The organism is Enterobacter sp. KB-221C9 (assembly GCF_041320715.1).
Taxonomy (GTDB): domain Bacteria; phylum Pseudomonadota; class Gammaproteobacteria; order Enterobacterales; family Enterobacteriaceae; genus Enterobacter; species Enterobacter asburiae_D.
In genome coordinates this window covers 168,282-193,317 of sequence record NZ_JBGIWG010000002.1, presented here as the reverse complement: position 1 = coordinate 193,317, position 25,036 = coordinate 168,282, and the positions used below count along the sequence as shown (strand labels likewise).

The window sequence follows — 25,036 nt, the reverse complement described above, 5'->3', positions numbered from 1 at the left end:
TCTGAGACGCTTCATTCTTTATTTCAGCAGACGTACGCGACAGGTTTTACCCTTAATCTTCCCGTTTTGCAGCTGCTTCCATGCCTTGTGGGCCACCGCCTGGCGAACCGCTACGTAGACATGCGCCGGGTGGACCGCAATCTTACCGATATCCGCCCCGTCCAGACCCACATCCCCGGTCAGCGCGCCTAATACGTCACCTGGACGCATCTTGGCTTTTTTACCGCCATCAATACACAGCGTCGCCATTTCGGCTTCCAGCGGCACCAGGCTGACGCCAGCAGGGGCATTCATCCAGTTCAGCTTAATCTGCAGCATCTCAGAGAGAATGTTGGCGCGCTGGGCCTCTTCCGGCGCACAGAGGCTGATCGCCAGACCGCTGTTCCCTGCTCGTGCGGTACGGCCAATACGGTGCACGTGCACTTCAGGATCCCACGCCAGCTCGAAGTTCACCACCAGCTCAAGGGATTTAATATCCAGACCGCGCGCAGCGACGTCGGTTGCGACAAGAACACGGGCGCTGCCGTTTGCGAAACGAACCAGCGTCTGATCGCGATCGCGCTGTTCCAGATCGCCATGCAGCGACAACGCGCTCTGCCCGGCGGCATTGAGGGTATCACAGACCGACTGACAGTCTTTTTTGGTATTACAGAACACCACGCAGGATGCAGGCTGATGCTGGCTCAGCAATTTCTGCAGAAGCGGGATTTTCCCCTGCTGCGAGGTTTCAAAGAACTGCTGCTCAATGGCGGGCAGCGCATCTACGCTGTCGATTTCAATGGTGAGTGGATCTTTCTGCACGCGCCCGCTGATGGCGGCGATAGCGTCCGGCCAGGTCGCAGAGAACAGCAGCGTCTGGCGATCGGCCGGTGCAAAACGAATCACCTCGTCAATCGCATCGCTGAAGCCCATATCCAGCATCCGATCTGCCTCATCCATCACCAGCGTTTGTAACGCATCCAGCGAGACGGTGCCTTTTTGCAGGTGATCCAGCAGGCGGCCGGGCGTGGCGACAATAATGTGCGGCGCATGCTGGAGTGAATCACGCTGGGCGCCGAACGGCTGTCCGCCACAGAGGGTTAAAATCTTGGTGTTGGGCAGAAAACGCGCCAGGCGACGCAGTTCACCCGCAACCTGGTCTGCCAGTTCGCGGGTCGGGCACAGCACCAGTGACTGGGTCTGAAAAAGCGCCGCATCGATGTGCTGCAGCAGGCCAAGGCCAAATGCCGCCGTTTTCCCGCTGCCCGTTTTCGCCTGTACGCGCACGTCACGGCCCTCGAGGATGGCGGGCAACGCGGCCGCCTGAACAGGCGTCATCGTGAGGTATCCCAACTCGTTGAGGTTATCGAGTTGGGCGGCGGGCAGAACATTCAGGGTAGAAAAAGCGGTCACAATAGTCTCTCGTGGTCATCTTTGCGGTCAGATGGCGCGTATCCTCGCAGATCTCGCGGTCCGATGCGACAATTTAATCGGTTCTTCATCTGGCGGCGGGTCGGGCATCGGCTGCGGGCGCGGGATGGGATCGGGCATTGGCACCGGATCGCTGGGGATAGGATCGGATTGACGCGATTGTTGCAGTAGCAGAGCGTTCAGGATGCTCATCATTCCCTCCAGAATTTACTGTCGTCCCTTTTAGGGTAGACGCTGAGAATCTGGAGGCAAAAAAAAAGCCGACTATGAAGTCGGCGTCGTACGAATCAATTGTGCTATGCAGTAATTCAAAAAAAGGAAGTAAGACAATATGGAGCGCAACGCCCATCGCTTGACGTTGCATTCACCTGCGGGAGTAATATTGCACCTTACGGTGTAGATGTTTATTGACTTCGCTCAATTAAAAGAGCGTTTTGATCTCCGTAAAAGCTGAAAAAAGCGTAAATTTACAGCCATTTACTACGATGCAACCACCATGCAACACCACCAATCAAAACAACTAACATGACGCAAAACGCGGTAAAGCCGTAGTGATAAGCGCCCCCCGGAATTCCGCCCAGGTTCACGCCAAACAGCCCGGTAAGAAACGTGCTGGGTAAAAACACCATCGCCATCAGGGACATCGTATAGGTTCTTCTCGCCAGCGACTCCTGCATCACCTGCGCGATCTCGTCCGCCATCACCGCCGTTCTGGCAATACAGGAATCGATCTCGTCCAGCCCGCGCCCCAGCCTGTCGGCAATATCCTGCATTCTGCGTCGCTGATCGTCATTCATCCAGGTGAGCCTTTCGCTGGCAAGACGCGCGTAAACGTCGCGCTGCGGCGTCATATAGCGGCGCATCACAATCAACTGCTTACGCAACAGGGCCAGAAAACCGCGCGGCGGGATCTGCTGATCGAGCAGGTTATCTTCCAGGTCGATGATTTTGTCGTGCAGCTCTTCAATAAACTCGCTCGCGTGATCGGTAAGCGCGTCACAGACGTCCACCAGCCAGCTGCCGCAGTCGACCGGTCCGGTGCCCTCTTTCAGATCGTTGACGATGTCATCCAGCGCGAGGACTTTACGCTGCCGGGTGGAGACAATCAGCCCATCGTCCATATAAACACGCATTGCAACCAGTTGATCAGGACGCTCATCCGTGCTGCCGTTAATGCAGCGCAGGGTGATCAGCGTCCCGTCACCCATACGACTCACGCGGGGACGCAGGCTTTCACCCGCCAGCGCATCGCGCACGTTGTTAGGCAGGAGCGGGGTCGAAGCCAGCCAGTCAGCGCTGTCCGTATGGGTGTAGTTCAGATGCAGCCAGCAGGGATGCGCACTGTCGATCACATCATTATCTTCCAGCGGTCGCGCACCGCCGCGACCGTCCAGCACCCACGCAAAAACTGCATCTGGAACGTTAAGTTCAGATCCTTTAATGCTTTCCACCGCGCCTCCACCTTTTGAGCTCTTTCGGTGTCAGTCTAGCTGTCATCAGGGGTTAAGCAACAACTATGTATCCCATCGCGCTGATATCGTTCAGGAAATGTACATAGCGGGCGTTTCGCCCGGCGGCGCTACGCTTGCTCGGGGGGCGTAATGTATTGATATCGTGGCAAAGTGTAGGCCGGGTAAGCGCAGCGCCACCCGGCAAGAAATGCGGCGACATGATTGCGGTTTTGTCAGAGCGAGTGCTCGGGCCGCTGAAGGAAGGATGGTGAACCGCCAGGTGATGAGGAAGAGGAACCCGGGTCAAGCCTGAAATTACGCGTGCGGGCCTGCAACTCAATCACCTGATTGCGCAGTACATCAGAGGAACCGTTGAGTTCTTCTGCCATTGCCACGTTACTTTGCGTGACCCGCTCCAGCTCCGATAGCGCCAGCGTAATCTGAGAAATCCCTTTCTCCTGCTCTGACGTCGACGCCGAGATGTCGTCCATCAACCGGCTGACATTCCCCGATCCCGTCACGATTTCATGCATGTTTTTCTCTGCCTGAGACACAACGCTGGCCCCCTGGGTGACATTATTGCTGGTGACGTCAATCAGCGTTTTGATATTCTTCGCGGCCTCTGCGCTGCGGTGTGCCAGGTGTCTTACCTCTTCCGCGACCACAGAAAACCCCTTTCCGTGATCGCCCGCCCTTGCCGCCTCAACGGCCGCGTTGAGCGCCAGGATATTCGTCTGAAACGCAATGCCGTCAATGAGCGAAATAATCTCCGTCATCTGCTGTGCGCATTCGGTAATAGACTGCATATTGCTGGCGACCTGCCCCATCAGCTCACCGCCCTTGCGCGCCTGTAACGTCGCCACAGTGGCCTGCTCGCTCGCCAGGCGGGTGTTATCAGCATTGTTTTTCGTGCTCGCGGCCATTTGCTCCATGCTGGCTGCGGTTTGCACTAAAGACGCAGACTGCTGTTCGGTTTTCACCGAAAGCTGAGCGCTACGTGTCGAGAGTTGATCCGATAAGGTCATGGCGCTTTGCGATGACGCCCTGATCTCGCGCACCAGCGTCGCAATGTTGCCGGAAAGGCTATTGATCCCCGGGATGAGTCGGCCCGCACAGTTGTTGCCAAATTCAGGGATAGAGACGCCAAGGTTACCTGCTGTCACCTCTTCAATACTTTTCTTCACCGTATTGATCGGCGTCACAAGATACTTCGTCATATAGACCCAGAGCAAAAATAGCCCAACGAAGTTGATGGCATTAAGCGAAATAAAGAGAGAAGGATTGCTGGAAATTAGAACAACGACACCTGCATTCACCAAAAAAAGAGATAAAAGGAACCCAATAATAAAGGTCCTGACACTAATATTTTTTAGCATGATAATACCCACGTTTTATATTTTGGTCGGCATTAAGACTTATAGCATTGGCCCAGAAGTTTTTCATCGCAAACAACGCTTGTTTTTGGTTTCGCCGTTAGCATCCTGAGATTTGTCTTAAGTCAGATAAAAAGAGCGTATTAGTGAAAATGTTCTGCGCAGGATGCTGTGATACTGGTTTCCAGCCATCTTAAGCGATAGTATCGCCCGCGGTGAGACGATACGATCGCCCTCATATTTAAGGAGCTTTGCTACTGTTATTCGTTTTTGTTTAGCAATGCTTAATACATTAACAAATAGAATATATTTTATATTCTAAATAAGTTTTAGAGTTTAATATGACTGGTCATTGTTCACGATAAATAACTACTATGGTTTTAATGCGCATGTTCGTTGCCCGATAAAGATGTACCCGGCAGGCGAAATCGGTGACCCTCTCAGGCGTGGGATTGCATAATGCTCAATATATCGTGGGACCCTGTGTTAATCGCTATCTCTTATCTGGTGGCGTTTATCGCCTCCTTTGTGGCGCTGGACAGCGCCGGAAAGATCCCCCTTTCCAGCCGCAAGGCTGCCCTGTTCTGGCGCATTGCCGGTGGGGTTACGCTGGGCATTGGCATTTGGTCAATGCACTTTATCGGCATGCTGTCGATGCAAATGCCCATGATGATGAGCTACGACCTCTGGTTAACCCTTGCGTCACTGGGCGTCGCGGTGGTTGCATCGGCCACGGCCCTTAATATTGCCGTCACGGGCAAAAAACGTTCTCCCTTTCGACTGATCCTCGCCACGGCAATTCTGAGCGCGGGCGTGGTGTCGATGCACTACATCGGTATGGCGGCCCTGATGCTGGATGGCAGCATCATCTGGGATCGCAGCATTGTGGCGGTATCCGTGGTTATTGCCGTTGTTGCCTCCGGCACGGCGCTGTGGCTGGCTTTCCGTCTGCGGGATAACCACAAAGGCGTATTTATCGATCGCGTTCTCGCGGCCTTCGTCATGGGCGCCGCGATTTGCGCAATGCACTATACCGGCATGAGTGCCGCGCAGTTTCAGGAGATGGCGCACACTCTCCCCGGTGGGATTGGCGAGCTGGGGCTATCGATCTGGGTTTCAGTCACCACGCTCTGCCTGCTCGGCGTGATGTTGATCATTTCACTTATCGATTCTCACCGCCGCACCAGTCGGCTGACGGATAACCTGCAGCAGCTCAACCGTCAGCTTGAGCTACAGGCGCGTTTTGACGCGCTCACCGGGCTCGCAAACCGCCACCAGATGGATCTCCGCATGCAGGATTGTCTGCGCAGCGCGCTGCTCAGCAAGAAGCCATTTGCCGTTATTTTCCTGAACGTCGATCACTTCAAGCGCGTTAACGACACGTGGGGTCACAGCGTCGGTGATGAGCTATTGATCACCGTCGCGCAGCGCATCACGGCCCGACTCACGCGTGAGATGACCCTGGCAAGGCTGGGAGGAGACGCCTTTATCCTGCTGGTGCCTGAATGTGATGACGACAAGCTCAACGCCCTGCTCACCTCGTTGCTGGAGGATGTACGACGTCCCCTGTCTATCTGCGGACATACGTTGAGCACGTCGATTAGCGCGGGCGTCAGCCTCTATCCTCAGGATGGCGAAACGCTGCACGAGCTGAAGCTCAAGGCGGATGCAGCTTTACATCATGTCAAAGAAGATGGCCGCAACGGCTGGGCGATTTACCGGGCCGAGATGTCAACGGCGATCCCGGCGAAACCCGGTTTCCTGCAGGAGCTTTCTCAGGCGCTTGAGCGCGATCAGTTTGAACTGTGGTACCAGCCAACCTGGCATGCGCAAGAAAAAACGATTCATGGTTTTGAAGCCCTTCTGCGCTGGCGGCATCCTGAGCAAGGGGTTGTGCTGCCACATCTTTTTATCCCCTCGCTGGAACAAACAGGCTTAATCATTCCGGTAGGTAACTGGGCCATTGAAGCGGCATGCCGACAGCTGCATTTCTGGACTGAACAAGGGTTCAGCCAGTGGACGTTGTCGCTCAACCTCTCCCCCGTCCAGTTCGAACAGCCGGACATTTTCCATATCATTTCGTCGATGCTGGAAAAATATAACCTGTCTCCGTCCCGTCTGATCCTTGAGGTAACGGAGAGCACCGCGCTTAAAAATCTCGACCGCAGTATTGAGTTGCTCAATGCGTTTAATCATGCGGGGATTACCGTCTCGATTGATGATTTTGGTACGGGCTATTCCAACCTGCTGATGCTGAGCGTGCTGCCGGCTAAAGAACTTAAGATCGACAGAAGCTTTGTGACCTCGATGCTGGAAAATGAAAAAAGCTACAAGCTGGTTGAAACCATCATCAGTATCGCCCGGACCATGGAGATGAATGTGGTGGCAGAAGGGATCGAAACGGAGGAACAGCAGGCGGTCCTCACCCGTCTCGGCTGCGATTACCTGCAGGGATACCTTTTTTCCCGCCCCTTACCTGCCGAACAGGTGCCGTGGCTGCTTCTGCAAATAAACTCGGATAAACAAATTATACCAATTGGTAAAATTCATTCGGAACATGCATTTGCTTCACAAAAAAACCATGCCTGACGGGATTTTGTAGAGTATGTTTCAAAGGAGTACACGCGAGTCAATTCTGTCATGACTGTCGGCCACAGTGTGCCAATGAACAGGAAATGCCTATGTCGCAACCTTGTTTTGATGCGTTGAATGTAATTAAAACACCCGTGTGGCTCATTTCACCCGTGTCGGAACAGATTATTTTTGCGAATGTGGCCGCAACGCAGGTCATGGGGGATAAAACGCTCGATGACCTGCGCAAAGGGATCTACTCAGCCAGTGCGCAAACCCTCCTGTCGATGTATGTACCTGAACTGAAAACAGAGCAGGAGATCGTCGAAATCTGGACGCTCAGCCGGGATGGACTGGATACGCCGTTAAGCTGTCGGCTCTCGCTGGCCCACTACGAGCCCTGGGGAGATGTGATTGTTTTCGAGGGGATCTCCCCACAAATACTCTCAGGATTGAAGGCCAGCCGCTCCGCCACCTACCGCCGGAAAAAACAGGGTTTTTATGCGCGCTTTTTTCTGACCAACAGCGCCCCGATGCTGCTAATCGATCCTGCCCGCGATGGTCAAATCGTCGATGCGAATCTGGCCGCGCTCAATTTTTATGGTTATTCACATGATGACATGTGCAGTAAACATACCTGGGAAATCAATACCCTGGGGCGCGATGTGATGCCCATTATGACTGCGATTGCCGCGCTGCCCGGCGGACATAAGCCGCTCAATTTTGTTCACCGCCTTGCCGATGGATCCACCCGTCACGTTCAGACGTATGCCGGGCCCATTGAGATCTACGGTGACAAGCTGATGCTGTGCATCATCCACGATATCACCGAGCAAAAAAGGCTGGAGCAGGAGCTGGAACATGCGGCATTACGTGACTCCATGACCGGGCTACTCAACCGGCGGCAGTTCTACGCAATTACCGATCAAAGCAACCTGAATACACTTCCTGCGCAGCAGCAATTTAGCCTGCTGCTGGTGGACACCGATCATTTCAAAAACATTAACGATCTGTTCGGTCATATGAAAGGTGATGAGGTGCTTATCGCCCTCTCGCGAATGCTGGAAGCCTGTAGCCGGGAGAACGACATGGTGTTCCGCTGGGGGGGCGAAGAGTTCGTCATCCTGCTGCCGCATACACCTCTCGATACCGCGCTGCAGATTGCCGAATCGATCCGTGCAGCCGTTGCCCGCATTACGATCCCGGGCTTACCGCGCTTTACCGTCAGCATTGGCGTGGCGCGGCACGATCAGGGGGAGAGTATTGACGAGCTGTTTAAGCGTGTGGACGATGCGCTATATCGCGCTAAAAATGACGGACGCAATAAAGTCCTTGCTGCATGAAACTGGAGTATCCAGGAAAGCCCCGCTACAATGCCCACCTCGAATCAATTAGCTTCAGGTGGGTTAAAGCTGCAATGGGAAAAACCGAAATAATACTCACCTTAATTATTTTGCTCCTTATTATATTTGGCTTCTGGTTTATTTTTAGCGGTGAGATCTGGTATCTCGTCGAATTTCTTGAAAATAGCTTATACCCGACCTTCGACGCACCGTAACGCACGTTTAATCGCTTGTTTCACCTACCGAATATGTCAGGTATCTGCTTCCCCTACTGCCGCGTAAAATACGCAGCGTTATCCTCCAACAATGTTGATAACGAATCACTTATTCATTTGCTTATGTTGCCCGTGCTCTGACGGGCTTTTTTATTTCCGGCAATTCAGCCATGCCAGGCTATATCTTAATCATCTTTATTAAAAAAGGTGAGGAATGATGAGCAAGAAGATCCTGATGCTGGTTGGCGATTACGCCGAAGATTACGAAACCATGGTGCCTTTTCAGGCTTTGCAGATGATTGGCCATCAGGTGGATGCGGTCTGCCCCGACAAACCGAAGGGCGACTATATCATGACGGCAATCCATGACTTTGACGGCGCCCAGACCTATAGCGAAAAACCGGGTCACCGGTTTACCCTCAACGCCGATTTTTCCACCGTAAAGGAGCAGGATTACGACGCGCTGCTCATCCCCGGCGGGAGAGCGCCCGAGTATCTGCGGTTAAATGAGGACGTGTTAAAGCTGGTACAGGCATTTGACGCCGCGCGTAAGCCGATTGCTGCGGTATGCCACGGCCCACAGCTGCTGGCTGCCGCAGGTATCCTGAAGGGACGAACCTGTAGCGCCTATCCGGCCTGTGCGCCTGAGGTACGCCTCGCGGGTGGACACTACGCCACTATCGGCATCGATCAGGCCCATGTAGACGGCAACCTGGTGACGGCCCCCGCCTGGCCCGCGCATCCGCAGTGGCTGGCGAAGTTTAATGCGCTGTTAGAATAATAGAGACCAGACTATGCATTTTCACGCGCGATGGCCAGGTAAGCCTGTACCGCGCCGCTATTATCTCTCTTTCGGCTGATCAGCATCAGGTTGGCCGACAGCTCCGGGGCATCCAGCGGACGGTACACCAGCCCCGGAATAGCAATATTCTGCAACGGCTCCGGCACCAGCGCCAGCCCTTGCCCTGCGGCCGCCAGGGTGAGGACGCTCAGAGTGCTGGAGGTACGATGCGCGATCTTGGGCGCGTGGCCCAGTATTTGGGTCAGCGCCGTGTAAAGCGGCTCATCCGCGCTGTGACTATCGTAAAAAATGATCGGCTCATCCGCCAACATATCCACCGTCAGATAAGGCTGTTCGGCCAGAGGATGATCGTCGGCGATAGCCACCAGACGGCTCCAGAGACCAACCTTTTCAGATAACAATCCTGGGGCGTAGAGAAGACTGTGTTCCGGCGTATAGCCAATATCGAGCTGCCCGGAGAGGATAGCGTCGGCCTGCAACAGCGGTGCGACTTCACGAGCGACGAGTTCAGCATCAGGATAGGCGTTGCGAAACGCCCGCATATCTTGAGTCAATTTACCGCTGAACACCGCGTTACCGGCAAAACCGATGCGCACGCGGCCGCTTTCGCCGCGCATCGAGCGCTGCACCGCCAGCCGGGCATTTTCAGCCTGCTCCAGCGTGCGCTGCGCCTCCACCTGCAACAGCCGCCCGGCCTCGGTCAGCACCACTTTCCGGCTGGTGCGCGTAAACAGTGGGCCGCCCAATTCCTCTTCCAGGGCTTTGATTTGCATACTGAGTGCTGGCGGGACAATATTCAACCGTTCGGCAGCGCGACCAAAATGGCCCTCCTCCGCGACGGCGAGAAAATAGCGCAGGTGACGCAGTTCCATATACAACCTCCATCATTCATTTAAACTGAATAATAGGTCAGTTTCATTTACTGGATTTTATCGTTAATCGCGATCAAACTGAAGTTCCTCTTTAATGATGAGCTGACACGCTATGCATACTTTTCTGGAAGATCGTCAACAAATTACCGACCTGCTTACGGGATGGATCCACCGCGATCTGGGCGAGTGGGAGCAGCTCCGCGATCTGTTCCACCCGGATGGCACGATTGAGATCACCTGGTTTGAAGGACTGGCCAGCGATTTTGTTGACGGCTCAATGCGCATGGGCGCATCAGACGCGCGTACCAAACATCTGATTGGCACGCCGGTCGTCACCTTCAATGCCAACGCCACAAAAGCAATTGTTGAAACTAACGCGATGATCATCGCTGAAAACGTGAGGCTGAATATCGGCTGCACCACCCACAACCGCTTTTACGACATGGCGGAAAAACGCAACGGCGTCTGGAAGCTGTTCCACCGCCAAAGTATTTACGATATGGGCAGCTTCACCTTCCCCCTCGGCATCGTCGATATCGATCAAGAAACGGTGGCAAAATACCCTCGCGAATACGCCGCGCTGGCTTATCTGCTGGATAAAAGCGGCTTCCCGGTTAATCGCGTTTTCGCCACGCGCGGCAGCGACCTTGAGAAGCAAATGAAGGAAGCGGGCCAGCGCTGGCTGGCGGATGAAGAGAAGATTGCCCATAGTCACGCCGAATAACGCTTTAATCTTTAACCAACGCGAAGGAGCCGCATGAAAATCGGATATTCACGTAAAACGCTGATGGCCCTTTTACTCACCACATCGCTAATGCCTGCTGCTGCATCGGCGACCCAAATTCTCACCTACAGCGATCATGAGCCGCTGGGAGGCATGCGTACCCGTTTTATTAACGACGTTTTTTTCCCGGCAATTGAAAAAGAGTCGCAGGGTCGCCTGAAGATCGACCCACACTGGGGCGGCGAGCTTAACACCAGCTATGAGGCGTTAGGCAAGGTCAGCAAGGGCGAAGTTGATATGGCAACCGTTGTGCCGGAGTACAACGCCGAGCAGTTGCCGCTGCATCAGATCTTCAAAAGCTTCCCTGTCGGCCCGGCCGGTGCACAACAGGTTGCATTCTTCCGTCGCGCATATGCTGACATTCCTGCCTTTCCGGCAGAGCTGAAGAGAAATAATGTGGTGAGCGTTTTTCTGGAAACTGGCTATCCACTGGCCTTTTTCAGCAGCAAAGCGATGTCGGATCTGGGCGAGATTAAGGGCGGAACATGGCGTTCTGCCAGCTTCTGGCATCGCGATTTTCTGCAAAGCGCGGGCGCGAAGCCAGTGACGATGCCCTGGGGAGAGCCAACCTATAACGCGCTGAAAACCGGCGCGATTGACGGCATGATGTTGAACGTTGACAGCGGTTACGATCTGAAAGCATATCAGTTCGCGTCCAACGTACTGATTTCCAAAAAACTGTGGCTGGGACATCTCTATATTCTGGCGATGAACGAAAAAACCTGGGACAAGCTGTCTACGGAAGACCAGGCGGCGATCCAGCGCGCGGCAGAAACGGCGTATCACTCCCTGGGCGCGGTGATGGACAGAAGATTTAATACCCAGATAGACGATTTGCGAAACGTCGGTGCCAAGGTGCGCATCCTGAAACCGCAGGAAATTGCACAGTGGCAAACCACCACCCACTACCAGGCCGCGCAGGCTAAGTGGGTAAAAGAACAGAAGGCAAAAGGCGTGAATGATGCAGGAACGGTGATGAAGCAGGTTAACACCATTATGGATGAGGCCATGCAGCAAAAAGCACACCAGGAATGATAAGCCGTCTGTAGATGGGGTTGTGTAAATCCGCCTTGTTATACACCGCCCGAACGAATAGCGGCATTCAGTGCAGCGTCAGAAAAGTGATGCTTTCTGCTGGGGCGGGAGAGAGACTGAAAGAGAAACTGGCGCGCCAGGCCGCGCCAGTTCGGGGTTTAGCGATGGTCACCTACTGTTAGCAGGGGGGCAGTACGCATCAGTGCTTCTCAATATACATTGTCCGGCTATACGCCACGTCTTCCGGGTTATTGATGGGATAACCTTTCACCCAGGGCTTAATCAGGCGGCCATTGGTGTACTGGTAAATTGGCGCGATGGGGGCTTTCTCCATGAGGATTTTCTCCGCCATGTTGTAGTCCGTATTACGCGCTTTCGCCGTGGTTTCCAGCGTTGCCTGGTTGATAATTTTATCGTAGGCCGGTTCATTGAAACGCGAGATATTGCCGCTGTGGGTTGAGGTCAGCAGGGACAGGAAGGTCGAGGGCTCGTTGTAATCGCCTACCCATGACGCGCGGATCACGTCAAAATTGCCGGTATTACGGCTGTCGATATAGGTTTTCCACTCCTGGTTTTGCAGTTTGACATCCACACCGAGATTTTTCTTCCACATGGAGGCCACCGCAATGGCGATTTTCTGGTGGTTTTCCGAGGTGTTGTACAGCAGGGTCAACTTCAGCGGACGCTGAGGACCGTAGCCTGCGGCCTGAAGCAAGGTTTTCGCCTGCGCATTCAGCTCCTGCTGGGACATCTGCTCGAACGGTGAAGGCTCAGGGGTGAAACCCGCCGTCACGTCAGGGGTGAAATGCCAGGCTGGCTTCTCGCCTGTGCCCAGTACCTTTTCCGCCATAATGCGGCGATCGATAGTCATGCTCAGCGCGAGACGAACCCGGGCATCGGCGGTCGGGCCCTTCTGCGTGTTAAATGCATAGTAATAGGTCCCAAGCTGAGGCGGCGTATACACCTGTCCCGGAATGTCCTTCAGGAGCTTCTGATACATGTTTTTCGGGAACGATTCGGTAATATCAATATCCCCCGCCAGATAGCGTTTGGTGGCGGATGATTCCTGATTAATTGGAATAAAAGTCACTTTTTTCAGGACCGTTTTCGCATTGTCCCAGTAGTGCGTATTCGGAACGACAACCAGTTTTTCATTCACCACGCGGTCGTTCAGGACGTATGCGCCATTGCCCACCAGGGCGCCCGGACGCGTCCACTCTTTACCGCTTTCAACGTTCGCTTTTTGCACCGGATAGAAGGCAAAGTTTGCCGTCAGGTTGCTAAACCACGGTAGCGGCTTGTCCAGCTGGACGCGTAAGGTTCTGGCATCCACCGCCGTCACGCCCAGGGTATCTGGCGCCGCTTTACCGTCAATAATGGCCTGGGCGTTGTTGATTCCCGCCAGCGCCGCAAACCAGGCAAACGGAGAGGTGGTTTTCGGGTCGACCAGACGCTGCCAGCTGTAGACAAAATCCTGCGCGGTGACGGGCGTACCGTCAGACCATTTCGCGTTATCACGCAGGATGAACGTCCAGATACGGTTATCGTTGCTCTGCCAGCGCGTCGCCACGCCCGGGGTCAGTTCCCCTTTCTCGTTCTGATTCACCAGCCCTTCGAAAAGATCGCGAATCACCTGAATCTCGGGTAATCCCACCGCTTTTGCCGGATCGAGCGAAGCCGGTTCGTCTTTAATATGCCTGACCAGCTCCTGTTTTTGCGCCAGTACCGTGCCCTGTGGCACATCAGCAGCGTACGAGAGTGTAGAGAGTCCGCACAGGTACAGTGCAGCACAGAGACGCGAAACAGGATGCTTCATAAGATCCCCTTTAATGAATTCAGGTAACAAGCAGATGCGTAATTATTTGTTTCGAAACAGAGAAATGCAAATACCTTCGTCAGGAATAGTGATTTGAGGCAATTCTCAGCCTTCATGGAAACTATTTGATTAACAGCGGGTTTTGCACAACACTGCCATTAGTGACTTCTTTATCAGGATTTCGTATGGCAATCACCCGACCACGAGCGGAACGCGGCGCCTTTCCGCCGGGCGCTGAGCAATATGGCCGCTCATTTTTAGGCGCATCGCTGATCTGGTTCCCGGCGCCCGATGCCGATCGCAGCAGCGGTTTGATCATTGCCGGCACGCACGGAGATGAGAACTCGTCCATCGTCACGCTCTCGTGCGCGCTGCGGACGCTGACGCCTTCATTGCGACGTCATCATGTGATTCTTGCCGTAAATCCGGACGGCTGCCAGCTTGGATTACGGGCGAATGCGAGGGGAGTCGACCTGAACCGTAATTTCCCGGCGGCAAACTGGCGCGCCGGAGAAACGGTTTATCGCTGGAACAGCTCCGCCGAGGAGCGGGACGTGGTGCTGCTGACGGGAGACAAGCCCGGTTCCGAGCCGGAAACGCAGGCGCTGTGCCAGCTTATCCATAAGATCCACCCCGCATGGGTTGTCTCCTTCCACGATCCGCTGGCCTGCATTGAAGATCCGCGTCACTCCGACCTGGGCGCGTGGCTTGCGCAGGCTTTCGCCCTGCCGCTCGTCACCAGCGTGGGTTATGAAACACCCGGATCATTCGGAAGCTGGTGCGCCGATTTGAGCCTGCCCTGCATCACCGCTGAATTCCCGCCGATCTCCTCCGACGAAGCCAGCGAAAAATACTTACAAGCGATGATGGAGCTTCTGCGCTGGCAGCCTCAAAGATGAAGTACGCCGCTGGTAAAATTAAGCGCCGGTGAAACGTCCACCGCCAGCCACGTTGGGCCATCCAGATCGGCAAAACGGACCTGATTGATCAGCGGCAGCGCCGCACCGATTGCCCGGGATGTGCAGAGCATGCATCCCAGCATCAGAGAAAAGCCCTGCGCCTGCGCTTCCGCCGCCAGGGCCAGCGCTTCTGTCAGCCCGCCGGTCTTGTCGAGCTTGATATTGACCATCTCATAGCAGCCCTTAAGCGCGCTCAAATTCTCGCGGGTATGGCAGCTTTCGTCCGCGCAGACGGGCAGCGGATGGATAAAATTCTTCAGCGCCGCATCATCCTTCGCTGGCAGAGGCTGCTCCAGCATCGCCACGCCCAGGTCGGCCAGCAGCTGGCATCGTGCGGCAAGCCCCTCGGGATGCCACGACTCGTTGGCGTCAACAATCAGCGTGGCCGAGGGCACCGCCGAGCGAATGGCGACCATCCGCTCGCTGATCAGGCGATCGTCGAGCTTCACTTTTAGCACCGTGGCCCCGGCGTCATAGAGCGCTTTTGCGCTGGCGGCCATCTGCTCCGGCTCACCGATCACGACCGTTTGCGCCGTCACGACGGACTTCGGCAGCGCCACGCTCAGCAAGGACGTCAGCGATTGTTGCTGCTTAGCGGCCTCAAGGCTCCAGAGCGCACAGTCGATGGCGTTGCGCGCTGCCCCGGCGGGTAAACGCTGCTGTAACGCCTCGCGCGTGAGCCCTTTTTGCAGGTCAGGCACCAGGGTCATGATATGCGCCATCACCGACGCAGGGCTTTCTCCGTAGCGCGGGTAAGGCGTACATTCCCCGACGCCTTTAACCCCCTCTTCTTCGATTTCAACCACGACCACGCTGGCTTCACTTCGGCTACCGCGGGAAATCACAAACGGGGTATGCAATGGCCAGGCTTCTTCATAGACCTTAACGCTTCTCATCACTGACTCCTTGCGGCCCGGAAAGGCGAAAAATTTGGTTTGCCGTGTTATCCGCTGATGGCATACACTAGCCACGACGTTAACTATATGTAAACAGGAAGATATCTATGTCACAACTCGTTCATTTCCAGGGCAACCCGGTTGCTGTTGCAGGTTCCATTCCGCAGGCTGGCAGCAAAGCGCAGGCTTTTACTCTGGTGGCTAAAGATCTGTCTGACGTCACACTGGCTCAGTTTGCGGGTAAACGCAAAGTACTGAACATTTTCCCAAGCATTGATACCGGCGTTTGTGCCGCATCCGTGCGTAAATTCAACCAGCTGGCGACTGAAATGGACAACACCGTTGTGCTGTGCATTTCCGCTGACCTGCCGTTTGCCCAGTCCCGTTTCTGCGGTGCCGAAGGCCTGAGCAACGTGATTACCCTCTCCACCCTGCGCAGCGCAGATTTCCTCGAGAAATACGGCGTCAGCATCGCGGAAGGCCCGCTGAAAGGCCTGGCAGCACGTGCTGTACTGGTTCTTGATGAAAACGACACTGTCGTCTTCAGCGAACTGGTTAACGAAATCACCACCGAGCCGGATTACGCTGCCGCGCTGGACGTGCTGAAAGCATAATAAGTACTTAGCATTCTATACAGCTAATTCTCAACCTCGCCACGGCGGGGTTTTTTATTACGTCAAAGCTGAATCGTTAAAGCTAAAATATTCATAAGTCACATTAATCATGCAATAACAAAAGCAATATGTAACATTACCGTGATCAATAACGCATAATAATCGTTAAAATTCCCTATTTTCATCCCCAGTGAAGCTCATCACATTTCCCTTTCTGCCTAAACATTAGATTTGCTTACGAAAGAAAATAATCGTTTCAGCAAAAAGGATAAAATATGAAGATCAAACTCGCTTTTACGCTCCTTGCGGTACTGATTTCTGGCCATGCTGCGGCTAAAACCTGGGTGCTGACAAGCGCTGAAAGCAGCGTAGAAAAAGGAAACTGGAAGATTTCCAGCGATGAGCTGAAAGTTACCGATCGGACGTTCAGCATTGAGCAAAAAGTCTTACACGGCGGTAAACAGGAAGGCAGCAAAGTCATCATTATTAGCAGCAAAGACGGCCTGACCATCACCCTGAGCCCAACCCGTGGGATGAACCTTCTGCATGTAGAAGGCTTTGGCACCAGACTGGGCTGGAACTCCCCCGTCAAAGAGGTCGTTAATCCGGCTTATATCAATCTTGAAAGCCGCAACGGCCTTGGCTGGCTGGATGGTTTCAACGAGATGATGGTGCGCTGTGGCTATGAGTGGACCGGGCACCCGGTCACCGCGGACGGGCAAATTTACACCCTGCACGGCAGGGCCGGTAATACCCCTGTTTCGCAGGTCGAGGTTGAAATCGCGGATGCCGCCCCGCATGAGATCCGCGTTCGGGGTTTGATCAAAGAGAGCACGTTTAAAAAAGCGGATCTGCAAACCATGACCGAACTGCGCTACGTTCCCGGAAGCAACCAGTTCAGTCTGCACGATGTTCTGACAAACCATGCAGATTACCCTCATGATTACCAAATCATCTATCACAGCAACTTCGGCACGCCGATCCTCGAAGAAGGCGCCCGCTTCCTTGCCCCGGCAGTGAGCGTGAGCCCATTTAATGACTACGCCAAAGCGGGCGTTAACGACTGGCAAACCTATGCCGGGCCGACAAAAGGCTTTGATGAGATGGTATTTAACATTAAACCGCTCGCGGACAATAACCACGAAACGCTCGCGGCGGTGGTCAATAAAGCCGGAGATAAAGGCGCGTCAATCCAGTTTGATACCCGCCAGCTGCCCGTGCTGACCTTATGGAAGAACACCGACACGCTGAAGCAGGGCTACGTCACGGGCATTGAGCCAGGCACCAGCTACGCCTACCCCGTCACGATTGAACGCGAGCAGAAGCGCGTTAAGCAGCTGCAGCCCGGTGCCAGCGCGCAGTTTGATCTGACCTATACCCTGCTGCACAGCCCGCAGCAGGTGAAAGACGTGGAAAGCCGGATTGCGTCGATTCAGGGAGAGACCAAAACAGAAATCGTTAACACGCCTCTGGCGAAGGAATAAACGTAAAGTAAAAAGCCTCTTTGCAGAGGCTTTTTTGTTATTCGTCGCCTTTCTTATGATTCAAACCATACTCACGCAGCTTATTCGCGATCGCGGTGTGCGAGACGCCAAGCCGTTTTGCCAGCTTGCGGGTGCTGGGATAGCTGCGGTACAGCTGCGTCAGCACTGAACGCTCAAAACGGCTGGTGATATCATCCAGCGAACCTTCCATCGCCTCTTCGCCGACAGACACCGTCCCCGCGTCGTAATCAGGCAACAGGATATCCTGTGGACGCAGCTCATATCCTTCGAGCTGGGTCAGCGCACGATAGACGGCGTTTTTAAGCTGGCGAATGTTGCCCGGCCAGCCGTAGCGCATGAGCACCGTACCGAGATCGGCAGACAGCTTCGGACGCGGCACCCCTTGCTCGTCGGCAAAGCGGGCGACGAACAGCTCCGTTAGCGGCATGATGTCCTGTGGACAATCGCGCAGCGGGGGAATATTCAGCGTCAGGACGTTGAGGCGGTAATAGAGATCCTCGCGGAAGATCCCCTTTTGCACCAGTTCAACCAGGTTTTTCTGGGTGGCGCAAATGACGCGCACGTCCACGTGCACTTCGTGATCCTCACCGACGCGGCGGAACGTTCCGTCGTTCAGGAAACGCAGCAGCTTAGCCTGCATGCGCGGCGACATTTCGCCGATCTCGTCCAGCAGCACGGAGCCGCCGTTAGCCTGCTCGAAGAACCCTTTCTTGCCTTCCGGCGCGTGGCCAAACAGCTCGCTTTCAACGGCATCTTCCGGAATAGAGGCGCAGTTAAGTGCCAGATAAGGCTTGGCCGCACGCGGGCTCGCCAGATGCACGGCGTGAGCCAGCAGGTCTTTACCGGTGCCGGTGTCCCCGGTAATCAGCAGCGGCGCGGTCAGGCTTGCGAGCTTGCGCGCCTGATCAACCACGTGGCGCATTTTCGGGCTGACGGCAATAATCTGGCTGAATGCGCCAACATCCTGGCTGGAAATGTTCTGCAGCTGACGGCCCATGCGTAACGTCGAGCGCAGCATGATCACCGCCCCGGTCAGCACGCGGGTATTCCCTTCCCCTTTCAGATAGACCGGCGTGATCTCCATCAGGAAGTTCTGCCCGTTAATCACCACATGCTCGCTAAGCGTGTTCTGCGGATTGCTGTCCAGCCAGCGCTGGAAGTTAAAGCCGGGGATCAGCTGCGCGGCGTTATGATTGCTGAGCTTCTCCTGGCTCTGCGCGAAAAGCTGGCAGCTGGCGTGGTTCACGCGCTCAACTTTGCTTTTCAAATCCAGGGAGAGGAACGGCTCTGGCATGGCTTCCAGCAGCGCGCTCAGCGCCAGGTGCTCACGCTCAGAGGGCATCCAGGGAATGGTGCGTACATCCGTAACGCCAGCGATACGGCGGATTTCCGCCATCAGGCTGCTGAAGGTATTAAATTCAATTTCGGCAAAATTGAGGTAAATTCGCCCGACAGGATCGATCTCAATGCCACGTAAATCAATGCTACGTAAAACAAGAAGATCGAGTAATTCGCGGGTAAGACCGAGACGGTCTTCACAGAAGACTTCAAGACGCATGGGAAATTCACCGTTTTAAGCCAATAACAGTAAAATGATATGTCAGAACACGGTGATCCGGAAGATGGCTGTCAACAAATATTGACAGCCAGCACGATTAGTGAACAAAACCTCACGGAGCAGGTTTTTTATTGAGCGTCTCTTTGAGCTGGCCGATCAGTTCACGCCTGAAATCCCCCAGTCGGGGCTTATCGCCATCAATCCACGGCAGCGGGCGGCAGACCTCCATCGCTTTAATCCCCAAACGCGCCGTCAATAATCCCGCGCCGATACCCTGAGCGGCACGAGCAGAAAGACGCGCCGCCAGATCCTGCGACATCCAGTCCATGCCCACTTCGCGCACCAGTTCACTCGCTCCGGCAAACGCGATATTGAGCAGGACCAGTTTGAACAGTCTGAGCCGACTGTAGTAACCCAGTTCAATGCCGTAAAGGTTCGCGATACGGTTGATCAGGCGCAGGTTGCGCCAGGCGATAAAGGCCATATCGACCAGCGCCAGCGGGCTGACGGCAATCATCAGGGTGGATTCCGCCGCAGAGCGGCTGATCTCCCGTCGCGCCTGGGCATCCAGCACCGGCTGAACTATATGGGAGTAGAGCGTCACCACTTCCCGGTCATTCTGGGTTTCATGGATGGCGGCATACCAGCGCTGAAGCGCCGGGTGCGACTGATCGATGCCGGCCTGGCTGGCCAGCTTTTCACAGAATGCGCGACCTTTCCCGGTGCCATGACTGTGGAGCAGATCACGCGCTTCATCACGCTCATGCGCGCGCTGGCGCAATCGCCAGAGCCGACGCCACTCGGTGGCAACCGACCCGATGCCCGCCCCCACAATCAGCGCGCCCGCGGCACACCCGCCGAGCGCGACCCAGTCCTGAGTATGCCAGGCATTCATCGTCCACTGCACGCCCTGCCCAACCACGCTTACGCCAAACAGCGCCAGACCGGCGGTGACCATCTTGCGCCACAGGCTGCGTTTTGGACGCAGAGCGGCTTCCACAACCGCCTCCGCCGGACCTTCCTCGACGCCCGGCTCCTCAGTCAGGGCCGGAGCAAAGTTATTAGCCTGCGTGCCGCTGAACGTCTGCGCGGTTTTGAACGCCTCCTGAGGGTCCTGCTCAAGCGTTCCGGTAAAGTCTATGCGCGGTTTTAACGGTTCCGTCATCGCAATTTATCTCCAATCAAAAACTCCAGCGCGGCATCCAGACGGATGTGTGGTAATGGCCGATCGACGCTCATTGCCTGCGGGCGGAAGGCTTCAAACTGGAAGCCCTGGTTCTGCCAGAAGGCCTGCCCCGGCAGCCGCGCGGGCACTTCGCCCGGATACACGGTAAGCGGTTCACCGTCGCTGAGCCGGTTCCCGCGTAATGCCGGTATTTTCTCGCCGTTAAGGTCAATCAGCCCGCTTTGCGTCGCCTGCACGGACGCGAGCCCAAGGCAATCCATGCCGATCCCTTCGAAGGCGGCGTTTTGCCAGGCGTCCTGCACCAGCTGCTGCAGCAGCGATACCATATTGGCATGCTGGTCGACCGTGACGTGATCGGCCTTCGTGGCCGCAAAGAGCAGTTTGTCGATCACCGGAGAGAACAGACGGCGAAACAGCGTCCGCTGCCCGTAGTGAAAACTTTGCATCAGTTGCGTCAGCGCAAGGCGCATATCGTTGAATGCCTGTGGCCCGCTATTGAGCGGCTGCAGACAATCCACCAGCACAATCTGACGGTCAAATCGCAAAAAGTGGTTTTTATAAAATCCCTTGACCACTTTTTCACAGTAGTAATTGTAACGCTCGCGCAGCATTCCGGCGTTAGTGTGCCTGTCGGCCTGCGCCAGCTTCGATTCGCCCACCCCATCCACATCCGGCCAGGGGAAGAACTGAAGCGCAGGGGCGCCCGCTAAATCCCCCGGCAGGACAAAGCGACCCGGCTGAATGAAGTGCAGCCCTTCCTGCTTACACTGATGCAGATACGCCGTCCAGGCTTCGGCAATGGCCGCCAGACGGTTTTCATCGGCCGGAGCAAGCGGGTCCAGGCCTTCGCACAGCTGTCGCCATTTGGCCGACCACCCGGCGCGCTGCCCCTGCAACAAGCCCGTCATCTGCCGCGACCAGCTGAGGTAGTCCTGCGCCAGCATCGGCAAGTCGAGTAGCCATTCGCCGGGGTAATCGACGATTTCCAGGTACAGCGTGGAGGTATCCTTGAAGTGGCGCATCAGGGATTCATTCGAGCGAAAACGCAGCGCAAGACGAATTTCACTGACTCCTCGCGTCGGCGTCGGCCACGTGGGCGGATCGCCGTAGAGCTGCGCCAGCCCTTCGTCATAGGTAAAACGTGGAATACCAAAATCACGCTGAGGGACGCGCTTCACGCCCAGCAGGCGTTCTTCCCGCACCGCGCTAAGCAACGGCAGACGCGCCCCGGCGTGCAGGTTCAGGAGCTGGTTTACCATCGCGGTGATAAACGCCGTCTTACCGCTGCGGCTCAGCCCCGTCACGGCCAGACGCAGATGACGGTCAACGCCGCGGTTCATCAGTGAATTGATTTCGTTTTTAAGTCGCTTCATCGCCGTCCTTCGTTGCCTGGAAGCCTTGAATGCATGGCTTCAGAATACAATAAATGGGGGCAGATCGTTGATTATCAATTCTTATTTATTGCTATTGCCGTTTTCTCTCCAGTAAGATGAACAACATTGCTGTCAGTCCGGAGTGAGTAAGGTGTATGTCACCCACCATCTATGATATCGCACGGGTTGCGGGCGTATCGAAATCAACCGTTTCCCGCGTTCTGAATAAACAAACGAATATTTCTCCCGAAGCACGTGACAAAGTGCTGAAGGCGATTGACGAATTAAATTATCAGCCCAACAAACTGGCCCGCGCCCTGACCTCTTCAGGCTTCGATGCCATTATGGTTATTTCAACCCGATCAACAAAAACCACTGCCGGTAATCCTTTTTTCTCCGATGTTCTTCATGCCATTACGGCAAAAGCGGAAGAAGAAGGGTTTGATGTTATTTTACAAACGTCAAAAAGCAGCGAAGACGATTTGCTCAAATGTGTGAGTAAAATAAAACAGAAGATGATCAAAGGGATCATTATGCTGAGTTCACCCGCAAATGAATCCTTTTTCACCACGCTGGATGCGTATGGCGTACCGGTTGTGGTCATCGGCAAAGTTGAAGGTGAGTATCAAAATATTTATTCCGTCGACACGGATAATTTCCATGACAGCGCCACGCTGACCGAAACCTTTATAAAAAACGGTCGCCGAAAAATTGCCTGTCTGCATGCGCCGCTTGATTATCATGTTTCGATTGATCGCCTGGCGGGCTATAAAGCCAGTATGGAAAAGCACCATATTAGCATTAACCCGGAATGGATCAGGGATGGCGGTTATACCCATGAGAGTGCGCTTACTGCGGCTCTGGAACTGTTGTCGTCACCCACGCCGCCTGATGCGGTATTTGCTACCGACAGCATGAAGTTGCTGAGCCTCTATCGCGCGGCGGATGAGTTGAATCTGATGATCCCGGAGCAGGTGGTGATAGCCGGATACAGTGACCCGATGCTGTCTCTCATTTTAACGCCCGCACCTGGCGGCTTTGATATCCCGACCCGAAAGCTGGGGGAAGAGAGCTGCGATCTGCTTTTCAGGCGTATTGCCGGTCAGCCCGCCCCGCAAAAAGTGCTGGTTGATACCCACTTTTTGTTGGCTGCTTCCCTTCGCTAAAACCAGGGGCATATTGCCCCTGGCATGACGTCGGTCAGAACGCGTAGTTTACGCCAACTCCCGCATAGTGGAAGCGGTCGCTGTCGCCTTCATCGTGGTTTTCCCACTCATAGGCGTATTCCAGCGTCATGGATAAACCATTGTTGAAATCGTAAGCGTAGAGGAGACCGAGTCGGTTGAAATCGTGTCCTTCACGCTCAGGATCGTCCTGCCAGTCCCAGTTCGACCAGCGATCAAGCCCCAGGCGGGTATAAGGCGTCAGGGTGGTCTGGCCTAACGAAATGGGCAGATAGGCACGAATTTCCTGGGTAGAAAACTCGCCGTTATTACGGGAACTGTCCATATTGAAACCGCGCTCTAAATAGTAATTCACTTTAGCCGCAAAGGTTTCGTTAATGGTCCAGGTAAAGCCCGTTTCGGTTTCGACGCGGCTGTCAGCATAACCCGTTTTTTCCAGATCGTTAGCAAACTGATACATGGCAAACCAGCCGCCAAAACGCCAGTCGTCGGTTAATTTAATATCCCAGTCAGGCTGAACTTTGTAGCGCTGCATATTAGCGCTGCCGTCTTTAGCACCGTGCTCATCTTTAAAGTGATAACCATAATTACGGAAACCACCGGTCAGACCGAAAGTAAAATCATCGGTTCCGATAAAACGATAGCGTAATTCAAATTCAGGACGGTCAAAATAGGTTCCACGGGTCATGCTGCTGTAATCAACCGGCCCCTCCTGATACATCGCCAGCGAAATAGTCCATGCATCCCAGGTTGCATTAAACCACACGGAAGGTTCATATAATCCATCTTTATCGTCGGCCTGCCCCTCAACGTTTTCGATTTCATACATCGCGCCAATATTAAATTCCCATTGTTTAGCTGATTCTGATGCTTGTACACAGCTAACCCCTGCGCACAGCATGAGCGCAGCACTTCTTAGTAGAGTACTCATTAATTATTCCCTTTATAAGTAACAAACAAAAAAACCGGAAATTTGCATTTCCGGCGAACACCTTTCTTATCTAATAGCCGCTTCGGTTTCAGCGTCGAAGAAATGGCACTTATTCATATCGAACTGGATGCTGATAGTATCCCCTGCGGCATAATCATTCGCAGCTCCAGCGCGAACAACCAGCTCATGACCGCCAACGGTGGCGTAGAGCATGAACTCCGCGCCGGTCAGTTCGGCTACGCTGACTTTCGCCGCGATGTTTTCACCGCTGCTCTGAAGAGTGAGAATATCTTCCGGGCGGATCCCAAAGACCACGGCTTTGCGCTGATACCCTGCGGCATTCAGTGAAGCGAGCTTGTCTTCCGGGATCTCAAGCCGCAGCGTTTCCGTGACGAAATAGCGGTCGTCGATAGCGCCGCGAATGAAATTCATGGCTGGCGATCCAATAAACCCTGCGACAAACATGTTTGCCGGTTCGTTATAGACCTGCTTCGGGGCACCGACCTGCTGAATAATGCCGTCTTTTAATATCACGATGCGGGTCGCCATCGTCATGGCTTCCGTCTGATCGTGGGTCACGTAAATCATCGTGGTGTTAAGCTTCTGGTGCAGCTTGCTGATTTCAGCCCGCATCTGCACGCGAAGCTTGGCATCGAGGTTGGAGAGCGGTTCATCCATCAGGAACACGCCCGCTTCGCGCACAATCGCCCTGCCTAACGCCACGCGCTGACGCTGGCCGCCGGACAGCGCGCCTGGTTTACGCTTGAGGTACTCACGTAATCCGAGGATCTGTGCCGCCCAGTTAACGCGCTCTTCGATGACCGCAGGCGCAATTTTTTGCATCTTCAGGCCAAACGCCATGTTGTCGTAGACGGTCATATGCGGATAAAGCGCATAGTTCTGGAACACCATCGCAATATCGCGAGACTTGGCGGGAACGTCATTCATGCACACCCCGTCAATGACCAGTTCCCCCGCGCTGATCTCCTCCAGACCGGCAATCATACGCAGCGTCGTGGATTTACCGCAGCCCGAAGGCCCGACGAAGACGATGAACTCCTTGTCTTCGATTTCGAGATTGAAATCCTTAACCACGTGGACCTGGTTATCATAGATTTTCTGAATGTGTTTCAGAGACAGTTGAGCCATTGTTAATTC

Annotated in this window: 22 protein-coding genes; 10 read left to right on the top strand and 12 right to left on the bottom strand. The window is 54.6% G+C overall.

Features of this window, described 5'->3' with window-relative positions:
* Positions 1–18 precede the first annotated feature (18 nt).
* The 4 genes from dbpA to AB8846_RS02990 form a co-directional block, all read right to left on the bottom strand.
* Positions 19–1,392, bottom strand: a complete 1,374-nt coding sequence (gene dbpA, locus AB8846_RS03005) for an ATP-dependent RNA helicase DbpA (RefSeq protein WP_063145097.1) — start codon at positions 1,390–1,392, stop codon at positions 19–21.
* A gap of 27 nt (positions 1,393–1,419) precedes the next feature.
* The gene (locus AB8846_RS03000) at positions 1,420–1,593 is read right to left on the bottom strand and encodes a hypothetical protein (protein ID WP_316326207.1); all 174 of its coding nucleotides are present in this window, start codon (positions 1,591–1,593) and stop codon (positions 1,420–1,422) included.
* Between the two features lie 284 nt (positions 1,594–1,877).
* Positions 1,878–2,861, bottom strand: coding sequence for a zinc transporter ZntB (gene zntB, locus AB8846_RS02995; RefSeq protein ID WP_331412161.1), 984 nt, complete (start codon positions 2,859–2,861; stop codon positions 1,878–1,880).
* Positions 2,862–3,094: 233 nt separating this feature from the next.
* Complete coding sequence (locus tag AB8846_RS02990; protein WP_370731979.1) at positions 3,095–4,237, bottom strand: methyl-accepting chemotaxis protein; 1,143 nt, start codon at positions 4,235–4,237, stop codon at positions 3,095–3,097.
* 456 nt (positions 4,238–4,693) lie between these two features.
* Here AB8846_RS02990 and AB8846_RS02985 point away from each other — a divergent pair, with 456 nt between their 5' ends.
* From AB8846_RS02985 to AB8846_RS02970, 4 genes are all read left to right on the top strand, one after another.
* Positions 4,694–6,823: a putative bifunctional diguanylate cyclase/phosphodiesterase gene (locus tag AB8846_RS02985; RefSeq protein WP_370731978.1), complete on the top strand. Its 2,130-nt coding sequence runs from the start codon at positions 4,694–4,696 to the stop codon at positions 6,821–6,823.
* Positions 6,824–6,915: 92 nt separating this feature from the next.
* Entirely contained in the window at positions 6,916–8,148 is a 1,233-nt protein-coding gene (locus AB8846_RS02980; RefSeq protein WP_370731976.1) for a diguanylate cyclase, read from the top strand.
* 74 nt (positions 8,149–8,222) lie between these two features.
* Complete coding sequence (locus tag AB8846_RS02975; RefSeq protein WP_021240268.1) at positions 8,223–8,363, top strand: Ecr family regulatory small membrane protein; 141 nt, start codon at positions 8,223–8,225, stop codon at positions 8,361–8,363.
* 217 nt (positions 8,364–8,580) lie between these two features.
* A complete protein-coding gene (locus AB8846_RS02970; protein WP_074147325.1) occupies positions 8,581–9,144 on the top strand; it encodes a DJ-1/PfpI family protein in 564 nt (187 codons plus the stop codon).
* 11 nt (positions 9,145–9,155) lie between these two features.
* On the opposite strand, the gene AB8846_RS02965 is transcribed toward AB8846_RS02970, so the two are convergent.
* A complete protein-coding gene (locus AB8846_RS02965; RefSeq protein WP_370731975.1) occupies positions 9,156–10,037 on the bottom strand; it encodes a LysR substrate-binding domain-containing protein in 882 nt (293 codons plus the stop codon).
* Between the two features lie 112 nt (positions 10,038–10,149).
* Here AB8846_RS02965 and AB8846_RS02960 point away from each other — a divergent pair, with 112 nt between their 5' ends.
* Complete coding sequence (locus AB8846_RS02960) at positions 10,150–10,761, top strand: nuclear transport factor 2 family protein (protein ID WP_370731974.1); 612 nt, start codon at positions 10,150–10,152, stop codon at positions 10,759–10,761.
* A gap of 33 nt (positions 10,762–10,794) precedes the next feature.
* Positions 10,795–11,856 carry a TRAP transporter substrate-binding protein DctP gene (gene dctP, locus AB8846_RS02955; protein ID WP_370731973.1) on the top strand — a complete coding sequence of 354 codons (1,062 nt, stop codon included), beginning with the start codon at positions 10,795–10,797 and terminating at the stop codon, positions 11,854–11,856.
* A gap of 199 nt (positions 11,857–12,055) precedes the next feature.
* Here the strand turns inward: dctP and AB8846_RS02950 are convergent, their stop codons facing one another.
* A complete protein-coding gene (locus tag AB8846_RS02950; protein WP_331412149.1) occupies positions 12,056–13,672 on the bottom strand; it encodes a peptide ABC transporter substrate-binding protein in 1,617 nt (538 codons plus the stop codon).
* 185 nt (positions 13,673–13,857) lie between these two features.
* Here AB8846_RS02950 and mpaA point away from each other — a divergent pair, with 185 nt between their 5' ends.
* Positions 13,858–14,571, top strand: a complete 714-nt coding sequence (gene mpaA, locus AB8846_RS02945; RefSeq protein WP_370732127.1) for a murein tripeptide amidase MpaA — start codon at positions 13,858–13,860, stop codon at positions 14,569–14,571.
* Here mpaA and ycjG read toward each other — a convergent pair.
* Positions 14,562–15,527 carry an L-Ala-D/L-Glu epimerase gene (gene ycjG / locus AB8846_RS02940; protein ID WP_370731972.1) on the bottom strand — a complete coding sequence of 322 codons (966 nt, stop codon included), beginning with the start codon at positions 15,525–15,527 and terminating at the stop codon, positions 14,562–14,564. The genes mpaA and ycjG overlap by 10 nt on opposite strands.
* 107 nt (positions 15,528–15,634) lie before the next feature.
* Here ycjG and tpx point away from each other — a divergent pair, with 107 nt between their 5' ends.
* Together tpx and AB8846_RS02930 are read left to right on the top strand one after the other, a co-directional pair.
* Entirely contained in the window at positions 15,635–16,141 is a 507-nt protein-coding gene (gene tpx / locus AB8846_RS02935; RefSeq protein WP_047348304.1) for a thiol peroxidase, read from the top strand.
* A gap of 275 nt (positions 16,142–16,416) precedes the next feature.
* Complete coding sequence (locus AB8846_RS02930; RefSeq protein ID WP_063145085.1) at positions 16,417–17,625, top strand: aldose 1-epimerase family protein; 1,209 nt, start codon at positions 16,417–16,419, stop codon at positions 17,623–17,625.
* A 37-nt stretch (positions 17,626–17,662) separates the two neighbouring features.
* Here AB8846_RS02930 and tyrR read toward each other — a convergent pair whose 3' ends face one another.
* The 3 genes from tyrR to AB8846_RS02915 all read right to left on the bottom strand — a co-directional run bounded on the left by tyrR (position 17,663) and on the right by AB8846_RS02915 (position 21,763).
* Complete coding sequence (gene tyrR, locus AB8846_RS02925) at positions 17,663–19,204, bottom strand: transcriptional regulator TyrR (RefSeq protein WP_023335909.1); 1,542 nt, start codon at positions 19,202–19,204, stop codon at positions 17,663–17,665.
* A gap of 112 nt (positions 19,205–19,316) precedes the next feature.
* Positions 19,317–20,369, bottom strand: a complete 1,053-nt coding sequence (locus AB8846_RS02920) for a TIGR01620 family protein (RefSeq protein ID WP_370731971.1) — start codon at positions 20,367–20,369, stop codon at positions 19,317–19,319.
* Complete coding sequence (locus AB8846_RS02915) at positions 20,366–21,763, bottom strand: YcjX family protein (RefSeq protein WP_370731970.1); 1,398 nt, start codon at positions 21,761–21,763, stop codon at positions 20,366–20,368. The genes AB8846_RS02920 and AB8846_RS02915 overlap by 4 nt, the downstream gene beginning before the upstream one ends.
* A 155-nt stretch (positions 21,764–21,918) precedes the next feature.
* Here AB8846_RS02915 and AB8846_RS02910 point away from each other — a divergent pair, with 155 nt between their 5' ends.
* Entirely contained in the window at positions 21,919–22,929 is a 1,011-nt protein-coding gene (locus AB8846_RS02910; RefSeq protein ID WP_370731969.1) for a LacI family DNA-binding transcriptional regulator, read from the top strand.
* Between the two features lie 34 nt (positions 22,930–22,963).
* On the opposite strand, the gene AB8846_RS02905 is transcribed toward AB8846_RS02910, so the two are convergent.
* Both AB8846_RS02905 and AB8846_RS02900 read right to left on the bottom strand, forming a co-directional pair.
* Entirely contained in the window at positions 22,964–23,878 is a 915-nt protein-coding gene (locus AB8846_RS02905; protein ID WP_370731967.1) for an OmpG family monomeric porin, read from the bottom strand.
* 66 nt (positions 23,879–23,944) lie between these two features.
* Positions 23,945–25,027: an ABC transporter ATP-binding protein gene (locus AB8846_RS02900; protein WP_331412142.1), complete on the bottom strand. Its 1,083-nt coding sequence runs from the start codon at positions 25,025–25,027 to the stop codon at positions 23,945–23,947.
* Positions 25,028–25,036 lie beyond the last annotated feature (9 nt).